Origin of the sequence: Vibrio sp. 2-Bac 85, from assembly GCF_037546705.1 — a bacterium.
In the GTDB taxonomy this organism is placed as follows: Bacteria; Pseudomonadota; Gammaproteobacteria; order Enterobacterales; family Psychromonadaceae; genus Psychromonas.
The window spans coordinates 71,192-97,761 of the sequence record NZ_JALAAB010000005.1 but is presented as its reverse complement, the minus strand read 5'-3'; the positions used below and the strand labels follow the sequence as shown (position 1 = coordinate 97,761).

General features: G+C 37.9%; 25 protein-coding genes. 14 read left to right on the top strand and 11 right to left on the bottom strand.

Annotation, left to right across the window (positions count from 1 at the left end):
- Positions 1 to 555: 555 nt before the first annotated feature.
- Complete coding sequence (locus MT390_RS07465; protein ID WP_499440441.1) at positions 556 to 738, bottom strand: hypothetical protein; 183 nt, start codon at positions 736 to 738, stop codon at positions 556 to 558.
- 31 nt (positions 739 to 769) lie between these two features.
- Between MT390_RS07465 and MT390_RS07460 the strand changes: the two genes are divergently transcribed.
- Positions 770 to 1,144 carry a VOC family protein gene (locus MT390_RS07460; protein WP_166370336.1) on the top strand — a complete coding sequence of 125 codons (375 nt, stop codon included), beginning with the start codon at positions 770 to 772 and terminating at the stop codon, positions 1,142 to 1,144.
- Between the two features lie 46 nt (positions 1,145 to 1,190).
- On the opposite strand, the gene MT390_RS07455 is transcribed toward MT390_RS07460, so the two are convergent.
- Entirely contained in the window at positions 1,191 to 2,840 is a 1,650-nt protein-coding gene (locus tag MT390_RS07455) for a putative bifunctional diguanylate cyclase/phosphodiesterase (protein WP_499440440.1), read from the bottom strand.
- 405 nt (positions 2,841 to 3,245) lie between these two features.
- On the opposite strand from MT390_RS07455, the gene MT390_RS07450 reads away from it, so the two are divergent.
- Positions 3,246 to 3,881, top strand: coding sequence for a hypothetical protein (locus MT390_RS07450; RefSeq protein ID WP_499440438.1), 636 nt, complete (start codon positions 3,246 to 3,248; stop codon positions 3,879 to 3,881).
- Between the two features lie 59 nt (positions 3,882 to 3,940).
- Here MT390_RS07450 and lrp read toward each other — a convergent pair whose 3' ends face one another.
- Positions 3,941 to 4,405 carry a leucine-responsive transcriptional regulator Lrp gene (lrp, locus tag MT390_RS07445; RefSeq protein ID WP_166370342.1) on the bottom strand — a complete coding sequence of 155 codons (465 nt, stop codon included), beginning with the start codon at positions 4,403 to 4,405 and terminating at the stop codon, positions 3,941 to 3,943.
- Positions 4,406 to 4,577: 172 nt separating this feature from the next.
- Between lrp and ald the strand changes: the two genes are divergently transcribed.
- On the top strand, positions 4,578 to 5,696 hold the full coding sequence (gene ald, locus MT390_RS07440; protein ID WP_499440437.1) for an alanine dehydrogenase: 1,119 nt from the start codon (positions 4,578 to 4,580) through the stop codon (positions 5,694 to 5,696).
- Positions 5,697 to 5,808: 112 nt separating this feature from the next.
- Here the strand turns inward: ald and MT390_RS07435 are convergent, their stop codons facing one another.
- Together MT390_RS07435 and MT390_RS07430 are read right to left on the bottom strand one after the other, a co-directional pair.
- The gene (locus MT390_RS07435) at positions 5,809 to 6,339 is read right to left on the bottom strand and encodes a hypothetical protein (protein ID WP_299659437.1); all 531 of its coding nucleotides are present in this window, start codon (positions 6,337 to 6,339) and stop codon (positions 5,809 to 5,811) included.
- Between the two features lie 384 nt (positions 6,340 to 6,723).
- Positions 6,724 to 8,625: a sigma-54-dependent Fis family transcriptional regulator gene (locus MT390_RS07430; protein ID WP_299659434.1), complete on the bottom strand. Its 1,902-nt coding sequence runs from the start codon at positions 8,623 to 8,625 to the stop codon at positions 6,724 to 6,726.
- 580 nt (positions 8,626 to 9,205) lie between these two features.
- Between MT390_RS07430 and MT390_RS07425 the strand changes: the two genes are divergently transcribed.
- The 6 genes from MT390_RS07425 (at position 9,206) to MT390_RS07400 (ending at position 15,267) form a co-directional block, all read left to right on the top strand.
- Entirely contained in the window at positions 9,206 to 10,306 is a 1,101-nt protein-coding gene (locus MT390_RS07425) for an ABC transporter ATP-binding protein (RefSeq protein ID WP_499440434.1), read from the top strand.
- Entirely contained in the window at positions 10,299 to 11,402 is a 1,104-nt protein-coding gene (locus MT390_RS07420) for an ABC transporter ATP-binding protein (protein WP_499440432.1), read from the top strand. The genes MT390_RS07425 and MT390_RS07420 overlap by 8 nt, the downstream gene beginning before the upstream one ends.
- On the top strand, positions 11,395 to 12,258 hold the full coding sequence (locus MT390_RS07415) for a carbohydrate ABC transporter permease (protein ID WP_166370354.1): 864 nt from the start codon (positions 11,395 to 11,397) through the stop codon (positions 12,256 to 12,258). Before MT390_RS07420 ends, MT390_RS07415 begins: the two co-directional genes overlap by 8 nt.
- Before the next feature lie 19 nt (positions 12,259 to 12,277).
- Positions 12,278 to 13,078 carry a carbohydrate ABC transporter permease gene (locus MT390_RS07410; RefSeq protein WP_166370356.1) on the top strand — a complete coding sequence of 267 codons (801 nt, stop codon included), beginning with the start codon at positions 12,278 to 12,280 and terminating at the stop codon, positions 13,076 to 13,078.
- A gap of 9 nt (positions 13,079 to 13,087) precedes the next feature.
- The gene (locus tag MT390_RS07405) at positions 13,088 to 13,360 is read left to right on the top strand and encodes a DUF2160 domain-containing protein (RefSeq protein ID WP_299659421.1); all 273 of its coding nucleotides are present in this window, start codon (positions 13,088 to 13,090) and stop codon (positions 13,358 to 13,360) included.
- 236 nt (positions 13,361 to 13,596) lie between these two features.
- Positions 13,597 to 15,267: an ABC transporter substrate-binding protein gene (locus tag MT390_RS07400; protein ID WP_499440564.1), complete on the top strand. Its 1,671-nt coding sequence runs from the start codon at positions 13,597 to 13,599 to the stop codon at positions 15,265 to 15,267.
- Positions 15,268 to 15,570: 303 nt separating this feature from the next.
- Here MT390_RS07400 and MT390_RS07395 read toward each other — a convergent pair whose 3' ends face one another.
- Positions 15,571 to 16,404 carry a helix-turn-helix domain-containing protein gene (locus tag MT390_RS07395; RefSeq protein WP_299659415.1) on the bottom strand — a complete coding sequence of 278 codons (834 nt, stop codon included), beginning with the start codon at positions 16,402 to 16,404 and terminating at the stop codon, positions 15,571 to 15,573.
- 310 nt (positions 16,405 to 16,714) lie between these two features.
- Here MT390_RS07395 and MT390_RS07390 point away from each other — a divergent pair, with 310 nt between their 5' ends.
- The 4 genes from MT390_RS07390 (at position 16,715) to MT390_RS07375 (ending at position 21,161) form a co-directional block, all read left to right on the top strand.
- Entirely contained in the window at positions 16,715 to 17,854 is a 1,140-nt protein-coding gene (locus tag MT390_RS07390; RefSeq protein ID WP_299659412.1) for an ornithine cyclodeaminase family protein, read from the top strand.
- Between the two features lie 120 nt (positions 17,855 to 17,974).
- The gene (locus tag MT390_RS07385) at positions 17,975 to 18,397 is read left to right on the top strand and encodes a RidA family protein (protein WP_299659409.1); all 423 of its coding nucleotides are present in this window, start codon (positions 17,975 to 17,977) and stop codon (positions 18,395 to 18,397) included.
- 35 nt (positions 18,398 to 18,432) lie between these two features.
- Positions 18,433 to 19,725, top strand: a complete 1,293-nt coding sequence (locus MT390_RS07380; RefSeq protein WP_499440429.1) for an NAD(P)/FAD-dependent oxidoreductase — start codon at positions 18,433 to 18,435, stop codon at positions 19,723 to 19,725.
- 38 nt (positions 19,726 to 19,763) lie between these two features.
- Complete coding sequence (locus MT390_RS07375; RefSeq protein ID WP_499440428.1) at positions 19,764 to 21,161, top strand: APC family permease; 1,398 nt, start codon at positions 19,764 to 19,766, stop codon at positions 21,159 to 21,161.
- Positions 21,162 to 21,387: 226 nt separating this feature from the next.
- Here MT390_RS07375 and MT390_RS07370 read toward each other — a convergent pair whose 3' ends face one another.
- Positions 21,388 to 21,879, bottom strand: coding sequence for a MarR family winged helix-turn-helix transcriptional regulator (locus MT390_RS07370; RefSeq protein ID WP_499440427.1), 492 nt, complete (start codon positions 21,877 to 21,879; stop codon positions 21,388 to 21,390).
- A 231-nt stretch (positions 21,880 to 22,110) separates the two neighbouring features.
- On the opposite strand from MT390_RS07370, the gene MT390_RS07365 reads away from it, so the two are divergent.
- A complete protein-coding gene (locus MT390_RS07365) occupies positions 22,111 to 23,025 on the top strand; it encodes a DMT family transporter (RefSeq protein ID WP_499440425.1) in 915 nt (304 codons plus the stop codon).
- A 43-nt stretch (positions 23,026 to 23,068) separates the two neighbouring features.
- Here the strand turns inward: MT390_RS07365 and MT390_RS07360 are convergent, their stop codons facing one another.
- The 4 genes from MT390_RS07360 to MT390_RS07345 all read right to left on the bottom strand — a co-directional run bounded on the left by MT390_RS07360 (position 23,069) and on the right by MT390_RS07345 (position 26,159).
- A complete protein-coding gene (locus tag MT390_RS07360) occupies positions 23,069 to 23,659 on the bottom strand; it encodes a P-loop nucleotide/nucleoside kinase family protein (protein WP_499440423.1) in 591 nt (196 codons plus the stop codon).
- A gap of 455 nt (positions 23,660 to 24,114) precedes the next feature.
- Complete coding sequence (locus MT390_RS07355) at positions 24,115 to 24,612, bottom strand: fasciclin domain-containing protein (protein ID WP_499440421.1); 498 nt, start codon at positions 24,610 to 24,612, stop codon at positions 24,115 to 24,117.
- Positions 24,613 to 24,999: 387 nt separating this feature from the next.
- Positions 25,000 to 25,272 carry an acylphosphatase gene (gene yccX, locus MT390_RS07350; protein ID WP_499440420.1) on the bottom strand — a complete coding sequence of 91 codons (273 nt, stop codon included), beginning with the start codon at positions 25,270 to 25,272 and terminating at the stop codon, positions 25,000 to 25,002.
- A gap of 167 nt (positions 25,273 to 25,439) precedes the next feature.
- The gene (locus MT390_RS07345) at positions 25,440 to 26,159 is read right to left on the bottom strand and encodes a ZIP family metal transporter (protein WP_499440418.1); all 720 of its coding nucleotides are present in this window, start codon (positions 26,157 to 26,159) and stop codon (positions 25,440 to 25,442) included.
- Positions 26,160 to 26,570 lie beyond the last annotated feature (411 nt).

Below are 26,570 nucleotides of genomic sequence, written 5' to 3'. Positions count from 1 at the left end.
TGCTCGGTAAACGTAACCTTTTACAAGGTCTAAAAAGCGAGATTAACCAGTAATATATATTTACAGGGTCTTTGCCTTCATTAAGTATGCGTATAAGTACTCGTTAGCTGCCTAACATCTGTCTAACTTTGTCTAACAGCGTCCACATGGCGGCTTGCTTATTTAACTATCTTAAAAAATTAAGGGCTAAAATTTATACCATAAATCGTTAATCTAAAAGGAAAAAATACATATATTAGGTTTTTATATTATAACCGCTTATTATTCCATCAAGCTGTTAAACCTGTAAGTAAACTTTGCAATTAATGCTTACACACCCAGAAATACATATAGACAGCTTGATAGTTAAATTGCCAAAAATTCCTTAACAATCGATTTAAAATCACATTACACTTTGTTATCTTAATAAAGTGACAAAATACTTATAGCTGCAATATATACCCGTTACCATTCAATATGCAAAGTTCAGCAAGTTGTGAGGTGAGTAGCTTCTAGGCAGGAAGTTGAAGATCTAACTAGTTCAATCAATACTTTCTAACAACGAAGATGCTTGCCTCACAACTTGCCCTGTGGGTCGTTAGCTCGAAAAGCAATTCGGCGTTGCAACATTCGATAAGGACTAGCCATTGTCATCATGTTACGCCTTGCCTTGCTGTCCAAGCTAACGACTGAATAAAGCATCTCGATTGATAACGGGTATAGGTAGGCAATGGTTACTTTTAAATAAGTTACTTTCAAATAATTTTCATTATGACTTTAAGGAAAAAATATGCTTTCTGGTGTATGTATTGGTACCAATGACTTAGTAACTTCCGGTGCTTTTTATGATCAAGTATTAGCCACAATTGGAATGACTTGTATCGTATCTGATGAGCAAGAAAGAGGTTATGCGGGCAAAGATGGCAAAGTGACATTCTTCTTAATCTTACCGTTTAATAAACAACAGGCGACATTTGGTAATGGCACACAAGTCATGTTTTCTGCTCCAGATCCTGAGTCAGTAAGGGCTTTCCATGCGGCTGTATTAAAATGTGGTGGTAGCGATGAAGGGTTACCCGGACCACGAGATTATCATCCAGATTATTATGGCGCCTATGCTCGTGATCTTGATGGCAACAAATTGAATATATCAGTGGTTTTTTGAATCAAAAATAATCAGTAAATGTTAATAAAAGTGCACTACAAGGCACTTAAACGCATTCACTGGCATGAATTAATGCAGGAACTTCTTCAAGGGGTACAGGTTTTGAAAAGTAATACCCCTGTGCATAATCACAACCTAATTCTATCAACAGGTCCAATTGTTGCTGGGTTTCTACTCCTTCTGCTAGTACTGCTAGTACTGCTACTTTTAATATTTTTCCGAGTTTGATGATATGTTTTACAAAGTTTTTATCCAATTGTGTATGGCAAACTTTATCGATCAAACTACGGTCTAGTTTCAATTTATCAATCGATAAATAAAAATTTCGAATCAAGCTTAATGATGAATAACCTGTCCCAAAGTCATCAATGGAAATGTACATCCCTAACTCTTTAATCTGTAACATATTAGCCGAAAGCATGCTGGCATTAGTGATAGAACTCGTTTCGGTTATTTCTAATTCAAGCAAATGCGTTGGACAACCAGTTTGATCGAGAATAACTTTTATACGTTCAATAAATGTACTCATTTCCATTGTTTTAAAGGACACATTAATCGCAATACGTGGCACTACAATAGCGCCTATTTTCCATTTAACTAATTGCCTACAAGCTTTCTCAAAAACCCAGAGATCAAATTCGAAGTGCAACCCAATGTCTTCGGTTATAGCAACAAAAATATCAGGAGCAATGTACCCTAATGATTCGTCATACCAACGAGATAGCGCTTCAAAACCAATCAGTTTATTAGTTTTGATATCATATTGAGGTTGGTAATGTAGCTGTATTTTATCTTGGGCTATTGCCAAGGGTAATGCATCGGTAATTAGCTTTTTATTTAATAATTCATCGGTTGGCACAGGGGGCGCAATATAATATTTATTAACACTGTATCTTCTGGCTTTTTGTTTTTCAGTTTCTGCAGCTATCTGCATAGAATGGTAGCAATTATATTCAAACCCCGGTGAACTGACTCCTATACTAAAAGATTTATTTATTTCAATGTCAGCTGAAATAGCGATAGGTTTAATTAAATCTGAGCAAAGGTGCTTACAAATCAACTCTATTTTATTCATTAATTGCTGTGAGGATAAGTTGTTATGATCTTCTATTAAAATAGCAAATTTTGCATTTGAATAGCGAATAACAAAACCAAAGTCTTTGGCTGATTGCTGTAACCGCTTACCTAACATCACTAAATATTGGTCACCTACCAAATAATCATAACGGTAATTAATCGTCGAAAAATTATCGACTTCAATAATAATCAACACCAACTCTTTCAATGTAAGGGACTTGTTATTGGTTAAATAATTGATTCTGGAAGTTAACGCCCACCCGTTAGGTAACTCAGAGATTGGATCAATTGATTTATTTTTTGCGATGCAAAAATGTAATGTGAAAGTATTATTACCTTGAGCGACACAGTGTAATTTAACAGCGACAACATAATGTAAATGATTAAACATCCCAGCGGTAGTAAAGAGCCCCTCTTCCGTTGCCATCGCCGCAATACATAATGTTTGTAAATTAGTAAATTCACTATTTTCTGAAAGCACTAGTTTATTTTCTATAGGCATATGCTTTAGTTGTTGAGTAGTGAAACCAAATAGCTCAGTAAAAGCCTCGTTACAATCCATAATAGTGCCATTATTAATGGTTAACGCCGCTAATAATGTTTTTCGATTATTTGTCATAGTACAACTCACCAACTTTTTAATAATTACAGACTTTATACTAAGCCTTTAGATAATTTTGTATTAATTATATCAGACAATGACTACTAATAATTAGTGACCATTAACCTTTATTCATCATTATTATTTGATAATACAAAGACTTTTTATGCCAGATAAATTGCTGCACAGTGTAGTCATCAAATTAAAAACTAGCAATGTCATCGTTAAAATATAAATAGTAACAGTTTCTAAATTTTGCAAACGCTGTGAGCTAGATTTAATAAATATAGTTTCCTTTTCTTAAGCAGACTTACCACTTTTTTAAAGCATGACGTGTTTCGTGTTTAATCTGTTATATAGCTCCATAAAGATAACTGTTAATATCAAGTACAACCATAACAAGTAACTTTAAAAGGAATAGATATGGATGCATTTGTATCCGAGCAAATCGACAACAGCACTTTAAGGTCCCATCCGTGGACTCATATGGTAGAAAATAAACAGTTTATTTATATCGATTTTAAAAAAAGGCCTGATTTGATTCGAACTACATTAGAAGATCTTATTCCTTTTAAGAAGTGGGCATTTACAGGAACGTTTTATTCGTTAATTGAGTGGATAAATAGTACAAAATCCTTACTGGAAAGTAATGATTGCACATTTACTGAAGTTGAGAATAACCCCGATCAACAATATCCCTTTGCAAAAAAATGCAGCGGCCGCTTGATGGTTTTATTTCGCGACTTGCCAGAAAATTGTCAGCAAAAAAGTATTCAATGGTTAGTTAATAATCTATTGATTCAAGTTTCAAGTATAAAACCAGGGTTTAAAGCCGGCGCAATATGCTTATCAACATCACCGACTTGCTATTTATCATTAGGGGACGGTCTAGATAGCGGAGGCATGGGTTATCAAGTGACATTAAACTTCCTCGCTTATGGAAAAAATGAACGTCGTTGTTATGAAAACATGCAGCAAGTATTAGAGACGGCACAAAGTAGTCTTCAGCGAATCAATAAAAGTATCTTAAATGGCGACGTAGATGAACTTTATAACTAGCTAAAACAATATTTTATTGCGTCTCTAAATAAGTGAAAGCATTTAGAAAGTAACGTTAATTAATTAGGGACATTAATTGACGTTAAATATTTCACTTCTTCCATCACCACATAAGTTTTTGAATTTTTTATATCGGGTAATAATAGTAAGGTTTCTGTAAGGACTTTACGATATGCTGACATATCCGCGACACGTGTTTTTAATAAATAATCAAAATCACCGGACACTAAGTGACATTCTAAAATAGAGTCGAGTTGTGTTGCAGCCTTATTAAAGCGTTCAAAAACATCCGGGCTAGATCGTTTTAATGTCAGCTCGATATAAACAAGTAACGATGAATCTAAGTATTGAGGGTCTAACAACGCAGTATAAGACTTGATAACCCCTTGCTTTTCTAATCTTTTCACCCTTTCCAAACAAGGCGTTGCACTTAGTCCTACTTTTTGAGAAAGCTCCACATTAGAGATCCGGCCATTTTTCTGTAATTCTCGTAATATATTACGATCAACTCTATCTAGTGACATCAACCAACCTTTGCTATTAAATAGTTTTATTCTCTTATTAAGAATACTTTAAAAGGATTATATTCATATAAGTAGTGAATATAACTTTTTTCAATTATTTATACTATTTCTATCAAATATTTATTTGTAGTCTCCTAACAATCAACTTCATTAACATTGAAAGGAAAAAATTATGCATATCGGTGTACCTAAAGAAATTAAAAATCATGAATATCGTGTTGGTATGGTGCCAGCGAGTGTGCGTGAGTTAGTGCAAAATGACCATACTGTCACTGTTGAAAAAGATGCCGGAAACGGGATTGGCTTCACTGATCAAGATTACATTGCTGCAGGAGCAAGCATTGAAGATCAAGCGAATACTATTTTTGCCAAGGCTGATATGATTGTTAAGGTGAAAGAACCTCAAGCCATTGAGCGTGCAATGTTACGTGAAGGACAAATTCTATTTACCTACTTACACCTGGCGCCTGACCTACCACAAACGCAGGACTTAATTGATTCAAAAGCAGTATGTATCGCCTATGAAACAGTCACTGATACAAAAGGTGGTTTACCTCTCTTAGCACCGATGTCAGAAGTAGCGGGACGTATGGCGATCCAAGCTGGCGCACAATCCTTAGAAAAATCAAATCAAGGAAGTGGTATGTTGTTAGGCGGCGTACCAGGCGTTGCCCCTGCAAAAGTAGTGATTATTGGTGGTGGTATGGTGGGTAATAATGCAGCTCAAATGGCAGTCGGCTTAGGTGCAGACGTGACTATTTTAGACCGTAATATTAATACACTACGTAATTTAGATATTCAATTTGGCAGCAGAGTTAAGGTTCTCTATTCAACAACAGATGTACTGGAGGCCGAAGTATTAGCCGCGGACCTTGTTATTGGTGCGGTATTAATTCCAGGGGCCGCTGCACCTAAACTAGTAACACGAGAGCATATCGCTAAAATGAAACCAGGCTCAGCTATTGTCGATGTAGCGATTGACCAAGGTGGATGTTTCGAAACCTCACATGCAACAACTCATCAAGATCCTACTTTCATTGTTGATGAAGTGGTTCACTATTGTGTCGCCAACATGCCAGGTGCAGTTGCGCGTACTTCAACGTTTGCACTCAATAATGCAACCCTGCCATATATTATTAAACTAGCCAACCTAGGCTATAAAGACGCATTACAAAATGATCAGGGTTTATTAGCAGGGCTAAATGTCATTAATGGTCAATTAACCTGTGAAAGTGTAGCAATAGCCCACCAGCTACCCTATGTTGCGGCTGCAGCAGCGCTGGAAATTTAGGTAGCGTTATGAGAATTGCATTAAAGCTCCTTGCGCTATTGATAAGCATCGAGGAGCTTGATGCTAAGCTACTTGAAACGTCTAAACTAAGCGGACTCAGTGATTTTTGCCCTTAGTCGGATTTACTTGGACTATCTAAAAGTGGAATACTTAATCTTAAACGTTGGCTGTTTCGAATAAAATTACTTCCTAATTCAACCGCTTCGCGCCCTTCTTTAATATACGCTTGTGCTTCAGTTTGTCGCTGTTTAGATTTTTCTACCATCGCGTTACCTTTTTTTACATCATCAATGGCATCTTCCCATTTCTCACCAATAAAGATTAATCTATCTGCTTCAAACTCAATTTCTTTAGGACTAGTAGAATCACCAATACGCGTTGCTTCTAGTTGATAATCTTGTCTGGCTTTAAGGATCGCATCGCTGCTCAATTGAATCAATTCCTCACCTTCTCGAAACTCTTGGCGAGATTGTTCCAGCAGTTTTTCCCCTTTAATAATTAATTTTTCTCCCTTATTGGATTGTTTTTTACCTTGCTCCCACATGGCATCGGGATCATGAGCATAATCATCAAGGTTAGGCACATTTGAACAAGCGGCTAATAAGAAAGTCGTAAAAGTAAGTATTAATATTTGCTTCATCATAAGTTTCCTTTGTTTAAAAGTTAATGCAGTCATACATGCTGCATGTATAGTAGTTACACTGTTACTTAGCAATAAATAATAGACTCCATAGTTAATTATTTTTTAAGTAATTGCTGCCAGCTTCGTCAGTACAAAAACAATCTTACTTGAGCATCAATTTCTTAAGGTAATACTTATTCCATTAAGCATGTGAACAAATATCGACCAAAAAAATGGATGAATTCAAGACAAAAATTGCGAAAAATTGCTGTTCTTTTTTCCAAAATTTCTAGTGCAGAAATGATGTATTTGAAGCAACTAGACTGATCTGCTTTTTAGCGGAGTAGGTATATAACAAGCCTACTTAAAAATCGATCTGGCTATCCATACGAACATAAATAAAGTTCATTTATGGCCACAATCGCGTAAACGTTTGTACACGGTGTTACGACTAACCCCTAACTCCAAAGCTGTTTTAGAAATATTACAACTTAAAGACTGATATAAATTAACAATATCTCTATCATCACCTTCAAGTTTAATCGATTCATCTGGCTCGCTACTTACCGCCGTATTATCAACCATTAATGCGCTGACATTGTCATTAAGTTGATCTTCCATATCGGCAAAAAAGTCATCGGGTAAGTATTGTAAATCAATGGCTTCATCCTCTGACATTGCTTGAGCAATCTGAATCACACTCACCAACTGTCTGATGTTACCCGGCCAAGGATGCTGACAAAAGCGCTGCATAGTGCGTTCAGTGATCAAGGCCTGTTTTTTATTTTCAGCATAATAATTAAGTAGAAATTGAATCAGAGCTCGACGGTCAGTGCGATCTCGTAGAGCGGGTAATTCAATATTTAACCCGCTGACTCGGTAATATAAATCTTGTCTAAAAGTGCCGGCTTTTACCGCCTCTTTTAAATTACAATTAGTTGCTGAAACTAGTTTGAAGTCAACGGGATATGATTCAGTACTGCCTAGTGGGTTGACCCGCCTTTCTTGTAATACCCTTAATAATCTCGCTTGGACATTAAGTGGCATGTCACCAATCTCATCTAAGAATAACGTACCTTTATCAGCTTTACGTATTAGACCGATATAGCCTTTATTATTCGACCCTGTAAAAGCGCCTTTTTCATAACCAAATAATTCCGACTCGACTAAGTCCTGTGGAATAGAAGCGCAATTTACCGTGATCATATTATGTTTATGACGCAAGCTTGAATAATGTAAAGCCTTCACAAACACTTCTTTCCCTACTCCAGTCTCTCCACGGATCAAAATAGGAATATCTTTATCTACAATTTTTTTACTTTGTAAAATAGCCTTTGCTAGGGTTGGATCACCTAAATTAAGTTCATCCAGTTTAAATTTATGTTGCTCAGAAACATGCAACTTATGATGGTCTGGCGCTAGACTTCTAAAGTCTAAAACTCGTGGTGCAACTTGCTGGGGCTTATGTAAAACACCATGCATTCGACACTGCTTTTTAGTCATCAACGGCACTTGAAAATCTTCCGGTTGATTTAATAACTGACTAATATTTATTTCAAAAATGTCCGTAATATTAACCAATTTCAAATCACTACAAAGTACTAATTCAGCACGACGATTAGCAGAAATGATCAGCCCAGTTTCGTCAAATACAATGAGTGCAGACCACTGACTATCTATATTCTCAGCACTAGTATTAATACGTAAAATATAATGATTATTTTTGAAGTGAGAGATGATCAGCTGGTTTTCTATCGCTTGCGACATAATTTTAACCATGCCTAAGGTATGCCATTCAGGTAAATAGGTATCACTTGAAATATCGATGACACCTAACATTTCTCTGTCTACACCATAAATAGGAGCGGCAGACCCCGTCATAAAACGATTCGCAATTAAAAAGTGCTCGTCATGATTAATCTGCACAATGCTACCTGTTTCTAAAGCGGTACCAATAGCATTAGTGCCTAAAGACAACTCCTGCCAATTTGCCCCCGGCGTAAACAACGCTTTATGTTGGGGTTTAAAACGTTGTTCACCCCAACTTTTAATAATGCTGCCATGGCCATCTGCAAGCATGACCTGACTATTACTGTTAGCCAATAAATTTTCATAAAACGGCAGCACTTCATAGTGTGTAGTTTCAAGTAATAGATGATGCTGCTCAAGCGATGACGATAATTCGCCTCTGTCTAAATGCTCAACATCTGGGTGTGAATTATGTGACAACCCAGACTCACGACAACGTTGCCACGAGTTTGCAATTAGTGCTTCATGTTCAATAAATTCAGCTGCAGCTCGTGTCATAGCATTACCTTTTACATTATATGAATGGCATACCTGTATAGAAAATAAAAAATGTAGGTACCAAAATTTTCAGGAAGCACAGTATGATTACAAATTTTTACAAAGACAGATTTTCGATCACATAAATATAACAAACAGGAGGGTAAAGCTGCATTTTGCGATGGCAGACATTATTCAGGAGCCCTTCTCTATTTATCCTAAATACTCATCACTCTACGCCAACAACAAAATTATCATTTAAAAACAATAACTTAATGAAAAAAAGTTCCAGTTTCATAATATATTGATCTTTCCTCAAAATAATAACCATGCGTCATTAAGGGCGATTTAGATATTAAACGACCCAGATCACTTAATAGTGTTAACAATCTGTTCACATTATTAACAAACCGCTCATTCCATGAAAATTTGAACACTTTTTAAAAAACCTGAAAAGACAAAGAAACCATTTAAAATCATACTATTACGTTAATTTTAAACTTTGGCATGGATTTCGCTATACCCCATTGATGTTAATAAATAGTGAAATTGAACAACCCCTTGTTTTATTTCTTTATAACTAAATGGAGATTATCGCGCTATGTCCCTGACGTTGGAAAATGTGACACAGATAGTAGATGGCCAGTATTACATTAATCAGGCAAACCTAACCTTTGAGCCTGGATCCTTTAATGTATTACTAGGGCGGACCCTATCTGGAAAAACAAGCTTAATGCGTTTGATGGCGGGATTAGAAAAACCGACATCTGGTCGCGTCCTTATGCACGGTATTGATATGACGGGTGTATCGGTACAAAAACGTAATATTTCTATGGTTTACCAACAATTCATTAATTACCCGAATATGAGTGTGTACGACAATATTGCTTCCCCCCTGCGCTTAGCAAAAGAGTCAGAGAAAAGTATTAAAGAGAAAGTGATGGAAATAGCTGAAATGTTACGCATTACGCCTTTTTTATCACGCTTACCTCTTGAACTTTCAGGAGGGCAACAGCAAAGAACGGCCATGGCGCGTGCTTTAATAAAAGACGCGGAGCTTATCTTGTTTGATGAACCCCTAGTGAATTTAGATTATAAGTTGCGCGAAGAGTTACGTATTGAAATGCGTGAATTATTTGCTCAACGAAATACTATTGCCGTGTATGCGACCACTGAGCCCAACGAAGCATTAGCTTTAGGCGGTACCACCACTATTTTGCATGAAGGTCAAATAATTCAAACAGGCCCGACAGCAGAAACCTATCACTCACCTTGCAATGTCATTGCCGCCACCTTATTCAATGAGCCGCCTATTAATATGATCAAAGGGCATATTACTGAAAATGAAGTGACCTTTGATAATATGGTGCATTTCCCATTAACTTCAGAGTTAAATACGCTGTCTGCAGGCGAATACCAATTTGGAATACGACCTAGTCATTTAAGCCTCTTGCCTAAAAATGATGATGATTTAGAAATTTCAGTGCAGGTTGAAGTGGCCGAAATCAGTGGTTCAGAAACATTCTTACACGTTCGAAACGCACACTTTCAAATGGTATTGCACCTATCCGGCGTTCATAGCTACCACGTAGATGAAAAAATTAAAATCTATGTTCCTACCCACAAACTAAATGTATTTGAAAAGGATGGAGATTTAATCCAAGCATCTAGTCGCAGAATAGAGGATCACTTCCATGGCTGAGATTCATTTAAAATCACTAGCACATAGCTATGACACTAGTGCAAACCCACCTGAATATGCAATTAGACAGATGGATCATATTTGGCATGATGGTGGTGCATTTGCACTATTAGGCCCCTCTGGTTGCGGTAAATCAACCTTACTTAATATCATTTCAGGTTTGTTAAAACCTTCTGAAGGTGAAGTATTGTTTGATGGGGTTCGCGTTAACGAAATTCCCCCTCAAGATCGCAATATTGCACAGGTTTTCCAGTTTCCAGTGGTCTATGACACCATGAGTGTATTTGATAATTTAGCTTTCCCACTACGTAATATGGGCACGGGTGCAGCCAAAATAAATTCCAAAGTGACTGAAATAGCAGAAATTTTAGAACTTACCGATGTTTTGAGCAAAAAAGCTGCGAACCTCACTGCTGATGAAAAGCAAAAAGTATCAATGGGCCGTGGCTTGGTAAGAGACGATGTTTCTGCGATCTTGTTCGATGAACCATTAACCGTGATTGACCCGCAATTAAAATGGAAATTACGTCGCAAATTAAAACAGATCCATGAAAAATTTAAAACCACCATGGTTTATGTCACCCATGATCAATTAGAAGCCTCAACATTTGCCGATAAAATAGCCCTCATGTATGGCGGTCAGGTAGTTCAATTTGGTACTCCACGTGAATTATTTGAACAGCCTAACCATACTTTTGTGGGTTACTTTATCGGTAGTCCCGGAATGAACTTCCTTGAAGTCAAACGCTGTAAAGAAGGCGTTTGCTTTGGCAACATCGCTTTTCCACTCAGTGATGCAGAGAAAAAAGCACTACAACACAGCACCTCCAATAACCTTAAATTAGGTATTAGACCTGAATTTGTGCACGTTTGGGACAAACCGAACTCGCAAGCGCATGAAGCAAGTGTTGAGTTTGTTGAAGACCTAGGGACTTATAAAATTGTCACGTTAACACTCGCAGGTGTATCAATTAAAGCGCGCTTACAGGAGGACCAAAAAGTCCCTCATAAAAGTACTTTTATTAGCTTTCCTGAACAATGGTTAATGTTATACATCGACGAGTTTCTTGTTGAAAAGGAGAATAACCATGAATAAACCCCATTCGAATAAGGCATGGTTCCTAGTATTACCTGTTTTTATATTGGTTGCCTTTAGTGCCATCGTGCCTTTAATGACAGTTGTGAACTATTCACTGCAGGATATTTTTGATGTCAGTACTCGCTACTTTGTAGGCACTGAATGGTATCGAGAAATTCTCAATAACTCACGGCTGCAAGATTCCTTAGTCAGGCAGTTTATTTTTTCCGGGTCAGTACTGTTAATTGAAATCCCGCTTGGTATTGGCGTGGCATTAATGATGCCCAAATCAGGTAAGTGGTCCGTGATTAGTTTATTAATACTGGCTTTGCCTCTACTGGTTCCATTAAACGTAGTGGGCACGATTTGGCAAATATTTGGACGTGCAGATATTGGCTTATTTGGCTGGGCTTTAAACTCCTTAGGTATTGATTATAACTATGCAGCAAACCCCATTGATGCTTGGTTAACGGTCTTATTAATGGATGTATGGCATTGGACATCCTTGGTTGCACTCCTGTCTTTTTCAGGATTACGCGCCATTCCCGACGCTTATTACCAAGCTGCGAGTATTGATAGAGCATCCGCATGGGCAGTGTTTAGATACATACAACTCCCTAAGCTTAAGAGTGTATTACTGATAGGCGTGTTATTGCGCTTTATGGACAGCTTTATGATTTATACCGAACCCTTTGTATTAACCGGCGGCGGCCCTGGTAACTCTACGACGTTCCTAAGCCAAGCGTTAACTAAAATGGCAGTAGGACAATTTGATATCGGTCCAGCGGGCGCATTCTCGATCATTTACTTCTTGATCATCTTGTTAGTGAGTTGGTTGTTCTACACCGCCATGACACATAGTGACAACAAATAATCAGCATAAGGACGGATTTATGAATAAGAAAAAAACAATTGGCCTTAGCGTGTACATTCTGTTTTTGCTATTGCCCCTGTATTGGTTATTGATGATGTCATTTAAAAGCAACCAAGAGATATTAGGTACATTAACCTTTTGGCCAAATGAATTCACATTCGCTAATTACATGACTATTTTTACCGATGCTAGCTGGTATATGGGGTACATCAACTCTATTTATTACGTATCGCTGAATATGGTGATCACTCTATTAGTTGCTCTACCAGCAGCTTATGCTTTTTCACGTTTTCGTTTTATCGGAGATAAGCATCTGTTCTTTTGGTTATTGACCAATCGAATGTCACCACCAGCCGTATTTTTATTACCTTTCTTTCAACTTTATTCATCGGTGGGATTATTTGATACCCATATTGGTGTTGCACTGGCGCACTGTTTATTTAACGTGCCGTTAGCGGTCTGGATTTTAGAAGGGTTCATGTCCGGTGTACCACGTGAAATTGATGAAACTGCTTATATTGATGGTTACAGTTTTCCTAAGTTTTTTACCAAAATTTTTATCCCGTTAATTAGCTCAGGAATCGGAGTAACGGCTTTCTTCTGCTTCATGTTTAGTTGGGTTGAGTTATTACTAGCGAGAACATTAACCTCTGTTAGTGCAAAACCGATTGCAGCAGTTATGACCAGAACCGTCAGCGCATCTGGTATCGACTGGGGCGTATTAGCCGCCGCCGGTGTGCTCACAATTTTACCGGGTGTATTAGTAATTTGGTTTGTTAGAAATCATGTGGCGAAGGGCTTTGCTCTTGGCCGAGTATAGGAGAACAGTATGAGTTGGATGGCATGGACAACACCTTCAGCATTATTCTTTATAGGGATTGCTTGTATTTTAATAGGAATGACTTATTGGGAAATTGTAAGCCCTTGTATCGCAAGGAAAGGATTTTTTCCAATGGAGACGACACGTGGCGATAGGCTGTTTATCAGTTTATTAAGTGCCGCATTTATTCATTTAGGGTTTATCGGATTTACGGAAGTGACTATCTGGCTGCCCTTTACAGTAGCCATTATTTGGTTGCTCATTGTAATGAAATGGGGGTGATATGGTAAACAGAGTATCTTAGGTCTTACAAAAAGGATGTTTTATGCACCGTTAGGTGCCTTCATTAAATAGATGACAATAGTAATAGTATTAAAGAATTGATCGTAATTTAAAGCAGTAAAATAGATCACTTAATTAAGGCGATTACTATCAGCACTTTAATTAATAAAAGGACTCAGAGAATGTTTGATAAAAAGAAATCAGTATTTAAACTTGGCCGCTTAAGCGTTGCTATCATGATAGCAGGATGCAGTAGCTTAGCATTAGCAGATCAATACAGTGACTCAGCAAGTGATTGGATCGGCTCAGAATTTACACCATCAACATTAACTAACAAACAACAAATGGAAGAGATGAGCTGGTTTACTGAAGCGGCCAAACCTTTCCGTGGCATGGAAATTAATGTTGCTTCTGAAACGCTAACCACTCATGAATATGAATCTAAAAAGCTAGCTAAAGCGTTTTATGAAATTACTGGTATCAAAGTAAACCATGATTTAATTCAAGAAGGCGATGTAGTTGAAAAACTACAAACCCAAATGCAATCAGGGCGTAATATCTATGATGCTTATGTGAACGATTCTGACTTAATAGGAACACACTTCCGCTATGGTAAAGTAGTACCTATTAGTGACTTTATGAAGGGAGAAGGCAAGGCTGTTACCTCTCCAACTTTAGATATAGAAGATTTCATTGGTTTAAGTTTTACATCTGGACCCGATGGAAAAATTTATCAACTGCCTACTCAACAGTTTGCTAACCTGTATTGGTTCCGTGCCGATTGGTTCGAACGTCCTGATCTTAAAAAACGCTTTAAAAGTGAATATGGTTACGAATTAGGAGTGCCATTAAACTGGTCTGCCTATGAAGATATTGCTGAGTTTTTCTCTGAAAAAGTCAAAGAGATTGACGGAAAACGTATTTATGGGCACATGGATTACGGTAAAAAAGATCCTTCGTTAGGCTGGCGTTTCACTGATTCATGGTTATCTATGGCAGGTGCTGGTGATAAAGGTCTACCAAACGGTATTCCCGTGGATGAATGGGGTATTCGTGTAGAGGGGTGTAACCCAGTAGGCTCAAGCGTCTCTCGTGGTGGTGCAACCAATGGTCCTGCAGCCGTTTATGCAACCACAAAATACGTAGAATGGTTGAAAAAATACGCGCCACCTGAAGCTGCTGGTATGACCTTTGGTGAATCAGGTCCAGTACCTGCACAGGGTAGTATTGCACAACAAATATTCTGGTATACCGCCTTTACGGCTGACATGGTGAAGCCCGGTTTACCAGTGGTAAATGAAGATGGTACACCTAAATGGCGTATGGCCCCTTCTCCACGTGGTCCGTACTGGGAAGAAGGCATGAAACTAGGCTATCAAGATGCCGGTGCATGGACATTCTTAAATTCAACACCTGTTGATAGAAGAAAAGCAGCTTGGTTATATGCACAATTTGTGACCTCTAAAACAGTGTCACTGAAGAAAACATTAGTTGGGTTAACACCAATTCGTGAATCAGATATTAATTCACAAGCAATGACAGATGCAGCACCTAAACTGGGTGGTTTAGTTGAGTTCTATCGTAGCCAAGCACGTTTACAATGGACACCAACGGGCACTAACGTGCCGGATTATCCTAAACTTGCACAGTTATGGTGGCAATATGTTGCAGAAGCTGCAAGCGGTGAAAAAACAGCACAAGAAGCAATGGATGGTTTAGCTAAAGCGCAAGATAAAGTAATGGCACGTCTAGAGCGAAGTAAAGCACAGGGGGAATGTGGACCGGTACTAAATCCAGAAAAAGATGCGTCTTACTGGTTAGACCAACCTGGATCACCTAAAGCGAAATTACCTAATGAAAAACCACAAGGTAAAACGATTGCTTATAAAGATTTGATTGCAGGTTAAATCAAAAAGAAGCAAGTGCTAACGCTATTATCGGGTAATTTAAGCTAATCTGGCTTATGGAAGGTAGCCCAATAAAAGCATCGCATTACAACACAAACCGCTCCTAGAGAGCGGTTTTTATCCCTCAATTTAGCTACTTCGATGCGATTTCTTCACCTAAGTTAAATCAGCTAAAATTTTTCGATGAGTATAGTTAATTTTTAATAGGTATATTATCTTGTAAATATTGAAAGGGATACAAAGATGAAGCTGATACAGAGCACAACCATAGTGCAAAAAATGCTCTCTATGCACCCTTATTGCTCATAAATATTGGATGCTTTCTAAGTAATTTTGATGTTTCACTCGAGTTAAATAATCTAATGGCGTGGTATGAACCAGCTTTTTAAACTCTCTCAAAAAATGTGATTGGTCGCTAAACCCTAAATCACAAGCTAAGTCAGAAAAAGTGACTTCTTCACGATGATTAAGCCCATAAACAGCAGACTGACAACGAATAATACGGCAAAAAGCTTTGGGAGACATGCCCATATCAGCCCCAAATTGTCGCTGTAAAGTACGTGCACTGTATCCCGTTTTTTCTTCTAATTCATTAATACGAACCGTTCCCTCACTATCATAAATATTGCGTAAGACTTGCGCAGTTAACATTGACGGTTTGCGTTCATTTTGTGTTTCAATAAATCGTCCAAAAACAGCGACTTGTTGAGAGAAATCGGTACTATTAACTATTCCATCAAGTAGTTGATTTGCTTGAGGAACAACATCTAAAAGATCGTAATTACGCCCTATTAATTCGGCGGCAGATAAATCTATAAAATCGGGCATCACGCCAGATACGAATCGAGCGCCAAAGTATCGGTGATTCTTATTTAATTCAATGGTAAGTGCTTCCATCGGTGTACCAAAAACCGCTGCATTAGGGTTACTGGCATCACAATCAAAGAGTATATCGACACAACCATCTGGAATAGCAAAAGTCTGCTCTACAGATGCTTTCGGCTGAAAACTATAAAAATGAGAAATGGATTGATGATTTGACCCAGATACCGAAAATTTCTCCGCCGCATTCATCACTAACCAAGGTTGCTTAGAGCGAATTCGAGCGAGGTGACTAACAAGCGAATTGGTTGACATGTATAAATTCCATTTATAAAAAATGCCTAAGAGATACCTTCCTGTTTGCAAACCTAATGCCAATAAATTTAATGCTTATTAATATCTCTGTAATTATTCACTCCATAAACATAATTATTCACACCATAAAAAACTGTGTCGTAAAAGTTCAATACGGAAAAATTTTAGAGGTCTAGGATAAATATCACTTGCTGCTGAACAGTGCTAATCCAATAACAGAAACATGTCATTGGATGTTATTAAAGTAATGAAGCAGACATAAAAATAAAATGTTGTAAGTAATCCTATTTCAAAAAATTAAGGTGATGTTATGTCAGACAATACTCAAATCGATTTTATATATCTTTCAGAACCAGACATGATCAAAGCGGGCGTTAAAGATATGCCAGGTTGTGTTGATGCGATGGAAGAGATGTTCGCATTACTTTACAAAGGTGATTATCGTATGGCAGGCGCCAATAACGATTCTCATGGCGCGATGGTAACTTTTCCTGAAAATCCAGAAATAGCGACGATGCCTCGTCACACTCCAGACCGTCGTTTAATGGCAATGCCGGCCTACCTTGGTGGTGATTTCCAAACCTGTGGTGTGAAATGGTACGGCTCTAACATTGCTAACCGTGAAAAAGGACTGCCACGTTCAATCTTAATGTTCACACTTAACGATACTGACACGGGTGCTCCGTTAGCACACATGTCTGCAAACTTACTTTCTGCCTATCGCACTGGCGCTGTCCCTGGGGTGGGTGCTCGTCATTTAGCGCGTAAAGACTCAAAAGTGGTTGGTCTGTTAGGCCCTGGCGTTATGGGTAAAACATCAATTGCTGCCTTCATGGCTGTATGCCCACAAATTGATACGCTTAAAATTAAAGGTCGAGGTCAAAAAAGTCTCGATAGTTTTCTTAGTTGGGTTAAAGAGAGCTTCCCTCAAATTACCAATGTACAAGTTGTCGATACCCTTGAAGACGTTGTGCGAGATGCGGATATCGTGACTTACTGTAATTCAGGAGAGACCGGCGATATCTCTTCATATCCAGAAATAAAACGAGAGTGGGTCAAACCAGGTGCTTTCATTTCTATGCCTGCTTACTGCCGATTAGATCAAGACTTAGAAGATAATGATGTTCGAAAAGTGATGGATAACATTGGTCTTTATGAAGCTTGGCATGAAGAAGTACCAAAACCTGCCCACATGTACATTCCAATTATTGGATGTCGTTTCATGGACATGATAGACGAAGGTTTAATGACCAAAGATCAACTTGAAGATCTAGGCTCTATCGTTACTGGCACTACTCCTGGTCGTAAAAATGATCAAGAAATTATTGTGTTATCGGTAGGAGGTTTACCTACTGAAGATGTCGCTTGGGCAACCAAAATCTATCATAACGCAGTAAAACAGGATATTGGCGTAAAACTCAATCTTTGGGAAACGCCTGAGCTTAGCTAGTCGCTATCAATAGCGATTATAAAGGCGTGAATACCGATCAAGGTCATTCACGCAGACTTTGCTTTAATACGACATTTTAATACAGAACTTTAATAAAAAACTTTAATACGGAAAATTCACATGACAAAAACTCAAATAGTAAAAGTAAAAACAGGTTCAAAATTTGAAGAGATAGGCAGTTATTCTCGTTTAGTTGCTGTTGATAACTGGATTTACGTTTCAAATACAGCAGGACGAAATCCTGAAACCAAAGTGATACCTGAAGATGTTTTAGAACAAACAGAACAAGTCTTTAGCAATATTGAAGCTGCGTTAGCTGCAGTTGATTCAAGTTTAGCTGATGTGGTTTTTTCTCGTGTATTTATTCAAGATCCTGAAGACGTTCATGCTGTTATGCAATTAATAGGTGAAAAATTTAAAGGCATTAATCCTGCTACGACAGTCACTTGTCCTCCATTAGGTTCAACCGTCTACAAAATGGAATTAGAAGTGACTGCTTATCGCGGAGCAGCAACAGCAGATATTCAAGAAATCACTATTTAAAATAGAAATGCTTACAACGAGCAAGGAACAAACTCATGACAAAAACACTTGATGCAGTCAATACAACTGACCAACTTCCTGAAGAAACAACGGTTGTCATTATTGGTGGTGGCATTATAGGCGTAACAGCTGCACTGACATTAGCTGAACGTAATATTAAAGTTGTGCTACTAGAAAAAGGTCATATTGCTGGAGAGCAGTCTTCACGTAATTTAGGTTGGATCCGCAAAACAAGTCGGCATGCTGAAGATGTTCCACTCGCAATGGCTGCCGATCGCCTATGGGCTGAAATGCCAGACCGTATTGGCCAAAGCGTTGGTTACAAACAGGCTGGTATTATCTTTTTAGCCAAAACAGAAGAACAAGTCGCCATGCATGAAGGATGGTTGAAATCAGTGCGAGGGCTTGATTTAGATTCAAAAATGATGAGCACTCAAGAAATTGATCAAACGGCACCCGGCGGTAAAGGCGATTGGAAAGGCGGAATTTATACCCCTTCCGATGGTCGAGCTGAACCGGCTATTGCAGCAACGAATATTGCTAAAGCAGCCATAGATAAAGGCGCAATCATGTTACAAAATTGCGCTGTACGTACTCTGTCAACATCCGGTGGAAAGGTGTGTGGCGTGGTGACTGAACGAGGAGAGATACGTTGTGGCCAAGTATTACTGGCTGGTGGTGCTTGGTCGAGACGTTTTTTAAGTAACTTGGGTGTTTCATTACCGACACTGCCACTTAAATGTTCTGTTCTTCGTACTAAACCGATGGAAGGGCCAACTGATATTGCGGTAGGTGGACCTGATTTCTCTTTCAGAAAGCATCAAGATGGCGGTTTTATTATCACACAACGTTCCGCACTAGATGCGCCACTGACGTTGGATCATCTCTTAATTGGTTGGCGTTATTTCGAACAACTTCGTACTCAACATCGCTTCTTACGTCCAGCTTTAGGTCGAGAATTCTTTAAAGATCTTTCATTAGGCCGTCGTTGGAAAAGCGATAGACGCTCTCCTTTTGAAGAAGCACGTACCAATGATCCTGAGCCTTCATCAGCTATCAATCAAGAAGCGCTCTCTAATTTAAGTGCTGCCTGGCCAATTTTTAATAAAGCAGAAATAGAAGAAGAGTGGGCTGGCATTATCGATGTCACACCCGATTCAAATCCAGTTATTGACCGTATCAAAGCTATTCCAGGTTTAACTATTGCAACAGGGTTCTCAGGCCATGGTTTTGGTACTGGGCCCGCAGCTGGTCAGTTAGCGGCAGATATTGTTTGTAATACCCCTCCACTTGTTGATCCAAGCCCTTATCGCTTCGACCGACTTTAACATCATAAAAACGTTTTACTCAAAAGAGGAACAGAAACATGATAGCTATAACAGATTCAGATAACGTTAATATGGCTGCGAAACCGGCCACTAATAAGATGAAGAAATTAGGGTTGCCAACAATGATGGCCATATGTATAGGCTTAGTTATTGTTCAAGGCGCTATGATCTCCGCACTTCAAGGCTTAGGCATTGGTGGAATGGGGTTTGTTGCCGCCATGGTTGTTGCACTTATTTTAGCGCAATTTAATGCGATGAGTTTCTCTGAATTATCGCTGATGTTTCCTCAGGCTGGGACTTTAGCGACCTATACACAAAAAGCTATTGGTCACTTTCCTGCTATCGTGGCTGTGTTTGCTGGCTATGTTGTTGTAGCGGTCTTAGCCTTACCCGTTGAGATGTTTTTAGTTGATGCTATGTTAGGAGAGTTACTACCTGGAGCATTACCTGAAAAAGTAGTACCAATGATTATTTTAGTTATTTTCACTATCACTAACCTAATTGGGACAGATGTTTTTGCTAAAGCGCAGAACTTCTTAGCATTTGTATTAGTGAGTGCATTAGTACTGACTGGGTTTGTGGCTATTACTGGTGCGAGTCAACCTCATCCTGAGTTAGTTGGTACCCCTGTTGATTGGGGTTTTGCAGGTATAATGGATGGTAGCTTTATCGGTTTAGTTGGCTTGGCATTATGGACAATGGTTGGCGTTGAATATATCTGCCCAATGATCAATGAAGTTAAGAATCCTCATAAAAACATTCCACGAGCAATGCATCTGTCATTATTTATGATTTTTTGTATTTTCTTAGCATTTATATATGGTGCAAGTTTATTTTTAAATGTTGAAAGTTTAGTGAGTTCACCACTTCCATTTTTAGATTATGCCAATGCGGTATTTGGCAAAAGTGGTTTAGTCATTGCGACTATTATGGCCTTAGCTGCAACTTGCAGTACGATGAATACGATATTAGCGGCAGTGCCAAGAATGTTACAAGGCATGGCAGAGCAGAAACAAGCTTTCCCTCAACTTAAAGCAACCAATAAGCACAACGCACCTTGGGTAGGTATTCTGATGATTGCTGTATTAACGACAATCCCTTTCTTATCATTAGGTATTGATTCTTTAATAGTGTTAATTATTGCTGCAACAACCAGTTTTTTATTAGCTTATAGCGTAGCGCATATCAATGTCATGGTATTACGTAAACGCATGCCAAATCACCCTCGACCATACCGCACACCTTTCTTTCCAGTGCCACAAATATTAGGTTTAATCGCCATGTTATATGTTGCTTTAAACAACTCGCCAAGCCCTGAAATGACACAACTTGTGTACAGCATCACTGGTGGAATATTAGTTGTCTTAAGTATTATTGGTGCGTTATGGGTCAAGTTTTATATGAAACGAAACTTGTTTGAGCCTGATATGGACTAACCAGCTAAACCATAAAAAAACAAGACTTAACAATGCCAACCTGTGATCGTAATGTTGGCATTGTTTTACTACTATTAACATTGCTCCACCAATTGTAATGCTCATAATAATCACTCAACCTAGTTGCTGATCAGCAATCACTTCAACTTGAATCGTTATCTACAGACCTCTTAGTTAAAATAGTGATGTCTTAACTTAATACCAATTATCTGCATGTTTTCGCCATCTACAATTGCGTCTCAAAATGGGTCAGCCATTTATTTAAACCACCATTAAGCAAGTGTTTGTCTTCAACACTTAATGTCGACGTTAGTTCATCCAATACCGTCACATGAACTTCAATGGCTTGATCAATCAACACCCTACCGTTATCAGTAAGGGCGACAGTCACGCTGCGTCTATCCTCCTCGCTATGACAACGATTGATCAACCCTTTTTCTGCAAGTTTATCTAAGCGATTTGTCATCGCGCCCGATGTTAATAGCAACGCACTACTTAACTCAGAGGGAGTTAAACAAGAGTTATTTGCAGAGCGCCTTAATGCAGCTAATACATCAAACTCACCTAAGGTTAATGCGAAGCTTTTATGGCATTGCGTGATGCGTGTTTCAATATGCTTACTGATACGTAATAAACGCCCAATTAAGGACATTGACGTGGTATCTAAATGTGGTTTTTCATTTTTCCATTGTTCAACCACAAGGTCTAATTTATCCAAGATAAGCCTCTTTATTACTCTTTTTAGACGCAGTAGCATCATTTAATTAGGGTGGATTTGTTTGTGCTTTAATAACTAATTTTCGATTTAAATATACCTTAATGCAAAGATACTTTACAAGAAGTAAAAACAAGTGCAAAATCCTTTTCCCTTTATATAAAGATACTTTACGAAAAAAATATTTAAACGGCTACTTATTACAGTTAGCTTAAAAGAAAAAGAGATATAAAAATGAATATATTATTAGCCATGGCTGCCGCCTTTTTTTGGGGTACAACCTACGCTGTGACACAATACAGCCTTGAAGGTTGGCCTCCTTTATTACTGGGTGCAATACGTGCTTTACCGGCAGGCTTACTTTTATTGCTTATTAAACCTAGTTTACCTAAGGGTAAAGACTGGGTGGTTTTGTTACGTTTAGGCGCGATTAATATTGCATTATTTTTTGGGCTACTCTTTATCATGGCACAGACCTTACCGTCTGCTATATCGGCAATGGGTATGGTTTATGTACCAGTGTTTGCCATGTGTTTTCATTGGCTTGTTAATAAAAAGAAACCCGCTAAATTACAACTCATGTCAGGCGCATTATTGGTAATATTAGCTTGGCAGCTATTTGACCCGCAAAAACTACAGTTAAATAGCGTCGGCTTAGTCGCCATGTTAACCGCTATTGGGTGTATTGTGATTGGAAGCAATTTAACCCAGTCTTTAAGTAATCGGCTCCATTGGTGGACAGTATTATCTTGGCAGCTCATTCTAGGTGGTAGTTTACTTGCCATATTAGCAGCGCTTCAAGCAACGGTTTATCCGGCGCAGTATATTAATGCGATTAGCAATATCAACAGCCTGAATATCCTAGGTTTATCATGGTTAATATTGTTGAATACAGCTTTAGCTTATGGGTTATATGTTTGGTTATTAAGTCGTATGACAGTGGTTGAATTTACTTTTGCTGGCGTGAGTAACCCGATTGCGGGAATTTTAATGGGTTTACTATTAATGGGAGAGTCTTTTAACTTACACCAGTACTCTCTGATGGCGGCCATTATTCTGACCTCTTTATTATCTCCTTTATTTGCGAATTACAAACAAAGAAAAACACTTAACAGTGCGCAAGTGTCAACATTATCAACGGTAAAATAGATAAGAAAAGGTAAACCTTATGCAGTACATAAGGTTTACTTAGTTATGATGTTGCTTCTAAAACAGATAATATTTCCTGTAAAGAAGCTTGGTACTGCTGCTCATTTGAATTTCGAAATAATAATAAGTCATCGATAACATCAGGATTATCGATGCTCATTGGGATTGAGAAATCTACATCTTTAATATATTCATCCCAGTTTTGTAATTTCCAAGTATCTCTTGGTGAGTTCCTTTCAATCATACGGTTCTTTACGACATCAACATCGGTGATCACCCAAACCACAGTCAAGCGCGCATTTTTTTCAGCAAGTTTATTTTTTAAATTATCTACAAAAGTGGTATCTCTTATTTCTCGCGTAAATGGCGCATTAATTAACACAATATCGTCATACTCTAACGCCTCCATCGCCAAGGCTAATATAGCGTCATATTCAAAATTACGAATATGCTGTTCAAAAAATTCCGAGCTTCGATTAACTTCTGCATTTGCGACTTTAAAAATCTGATGTGACAACACGATTAATGTATCTTTGTCTAAATACACCACATGTTTTAACGCTTTTGCTAACTGTTTAGATATATATGTTTTGCCACTCGCTGGTGGTGAAGTGACAAGGATCAATCTTTTCATTTTGGCTACTTATTTGTATGAAATATCATCTAATATACACCCTGCTTACTAAAAATAGTTACCCATATTGTTTAAAATTTAAAAATTTCATGAGGATTTTTTGTGCTCTAAACAACTGTTTGAGAATGAATATCAACGTATATAATGCGTATTACAGAAGAAAGATTGGAACTGTAGAGGTATTGCAGTGGAGTTGTAGTTATATAGTATATTCGGTAGCTTTTACCTTATAATCATTTCTTTAATAAGTATTACCAGGTAATTTCTATCTTATTATTTTATCTGGGGAATTGTTCTAGCTAAAAAGTAACTAGGGAATGTGTACAGTTGAATCATTAAAAAAGGATGACTATGAAATTACCATCCAAGATCTATTTTACATCTTGAATGGTAACAGTTATGCCTATTTACTCATGACTACATTGTCATCATATCTGTCGTACTATTTTGGCACACTATTTGGGCATAATTACTTTATCGATAACGTGGATGACACCATTACTCGCTTCAACATCTGCAATCACAACCTGTGCATCATTAATCATGACCTTATCATCAACTACTTTAACCATTACATTTTGTCCTTGCACTGATTTAGATGAATCGATTTTCATTACATCTGCGGCTGAAACTTTTCCAGGTACCACATGATAAGTTAAAACTGACACTAATTTTTCTTTGTTCTCTGGCAACAATAACATTTCGACAGTACCTTCCGGTAATTTTGCAAATGCTTCATCAGTAGGCGCAAATACGGTGAATGGACCATCACTCTTTAAAGTATCGACCAATCCTGCTGCTTTGACGGCAGCAACTAAAGTATTGAACGAGCCATTTTCAACCGCCACATCAACTATATCTTTGTCCATAGCATGATGATTTGCATGAGCCATCGGAATGAAAGTTAAACTACTCATTAATAGTACGCAAGTCGTTAATAATTTCTTAAACATAATGCTTTCCTTTTAAAGTGATAGTGATAATAAAGTTACTGTTTAAAGTGCTTAGTGAACTTAAGTTGTTACATCTTAGTTTTGCTTGGTGCAACTTTTCATTTACTTTACAAAATATTGTATTGCAGAATTTAATACGTCACCTTTTCTAAGAAGGATCACATAATCTCAATCATACTAAATTGATTGATGACTCACCTTATTGGCTAGAATTACATTGGTTGTATTGAACTTGACGCAGGAAAGCAGCTTACTTAGATGTATAAATTAATATTTTTATAGTGGTTCAATGTTTTAAATCTTTGATAGCGGCAATTGTTTGCTTTGAACGACACAACATCACCTTCAACACAAACATTAGCCATCGAAAAATTTAACGCCACATTTTTAGCAGGAAAGAAAATTGGTCGTTTTTTGATAAGGTACATCACTCACCACAGTACCACTCACTCGCGCTGTTTTAGGACCAGTTTTAAGCCATTCCAACATTTTATCTATTTTTTCAGGAGGACCATATATCAACACTTCAACGTCACCATTGGGTAAATTTTTTGCATGCCCCATTAGATTATAAAGGCGGGCTTCCATGCTAGTAAAATAACGAAAACCAACCCCCTGTACAATCCCAGAAACAATCACTTTACATCCAACTTTATCCATTCTAATTCTCCCTTTGCCCCATAATTATTTCTATATAAGCATAAACATCTTCGCTAATATAAACTTAGTCATAACGCACATTTGTTTTAATATATTCCAATCAATTCATATATATCATACGGTTACAGGTTAATAACTTTAAAATACAGGATTGAATATATTCGATATCAATTGCCTGAAGTAACCATTAACCCAAACATACCCAATACAAAACCTAGCACTGCACCAATCGGCGGAGCCCAATGTTTTTCTAGCTTCACTTGTGGTGCAAGATCTTGAAATATAGAGTATAAAATACCGCCGGAAGCAAATAACATAAGGGCGGAAATTGCCTTTGGATACTCAGATAACCAGAGGTACCCTGAAACGCCTGCAACGGGTCCAAGCATCGCCATTAAACAAAACATCAGAATGATTTTTTTAGGCTTATAAGCGGCGCTTGAGTTTAACTCTCGATAGGCACTAAAACCTTCAGGTAAGTTTTGTAAGGCAATCAATGCAGCTAATAAATAGGCATTACTATTGCCTATCGCAAAGGCGGCACCAAGCGCAATCGACTCGGGAATAAAATCCGATAGCATGGCTGCAAGTTGACTGGCTGGAGTATTAATTTTCTTAAGGTAGATATCCAAGCCCATGAAACTCAGCCCACCGATAATAAACCAAACACAGGCCGCTACAGGGCTAAAATTAACAATGCCTTCCGGGACTAATACCAACGCAACAGCAGATAATAGCGCCCCGCCCCCAAAAGCCATCACACTATGTCTGAATTCTTCTTCAATCCATTGGTTTTTTATATTTTCAACATAAGCAATAACAGCACCAAGTGCCATCGCCAAGCCAGCGAATAATGTAGAAATGATAACAACCAGCAACAGATCCATCGTTTCCCCTCGATATAGGTTAAGTAATAGCAATGATATTAAGTAAGATAACTAAATTGCACGTGGAAATATGCATTAGTTTACAATGTAATTTAATCTAAATGGTCGTTCCCTTTTACGAAATTCACAACCAAGCAATAGATCATTTTAACAAAAAAAATAGAGCGATTAACTAGTGAGATGAATTAGTATGATTGATATACCCACCTTAATTTACCTTGGGCAGATATTCAATCCACTTATCATCGTGACGGCAATAACAACAGATTAATCATGCATTTATTAGTTGAATCTATTCACTCCAATTGGTTCTGTCTAAAAAGCAAACACAAGCGGACAATTAATCTTCAACTAAGTTCGAACATTGGCGCATTTATATCATTACATTTTATCGGTGATATAATTAAGGCT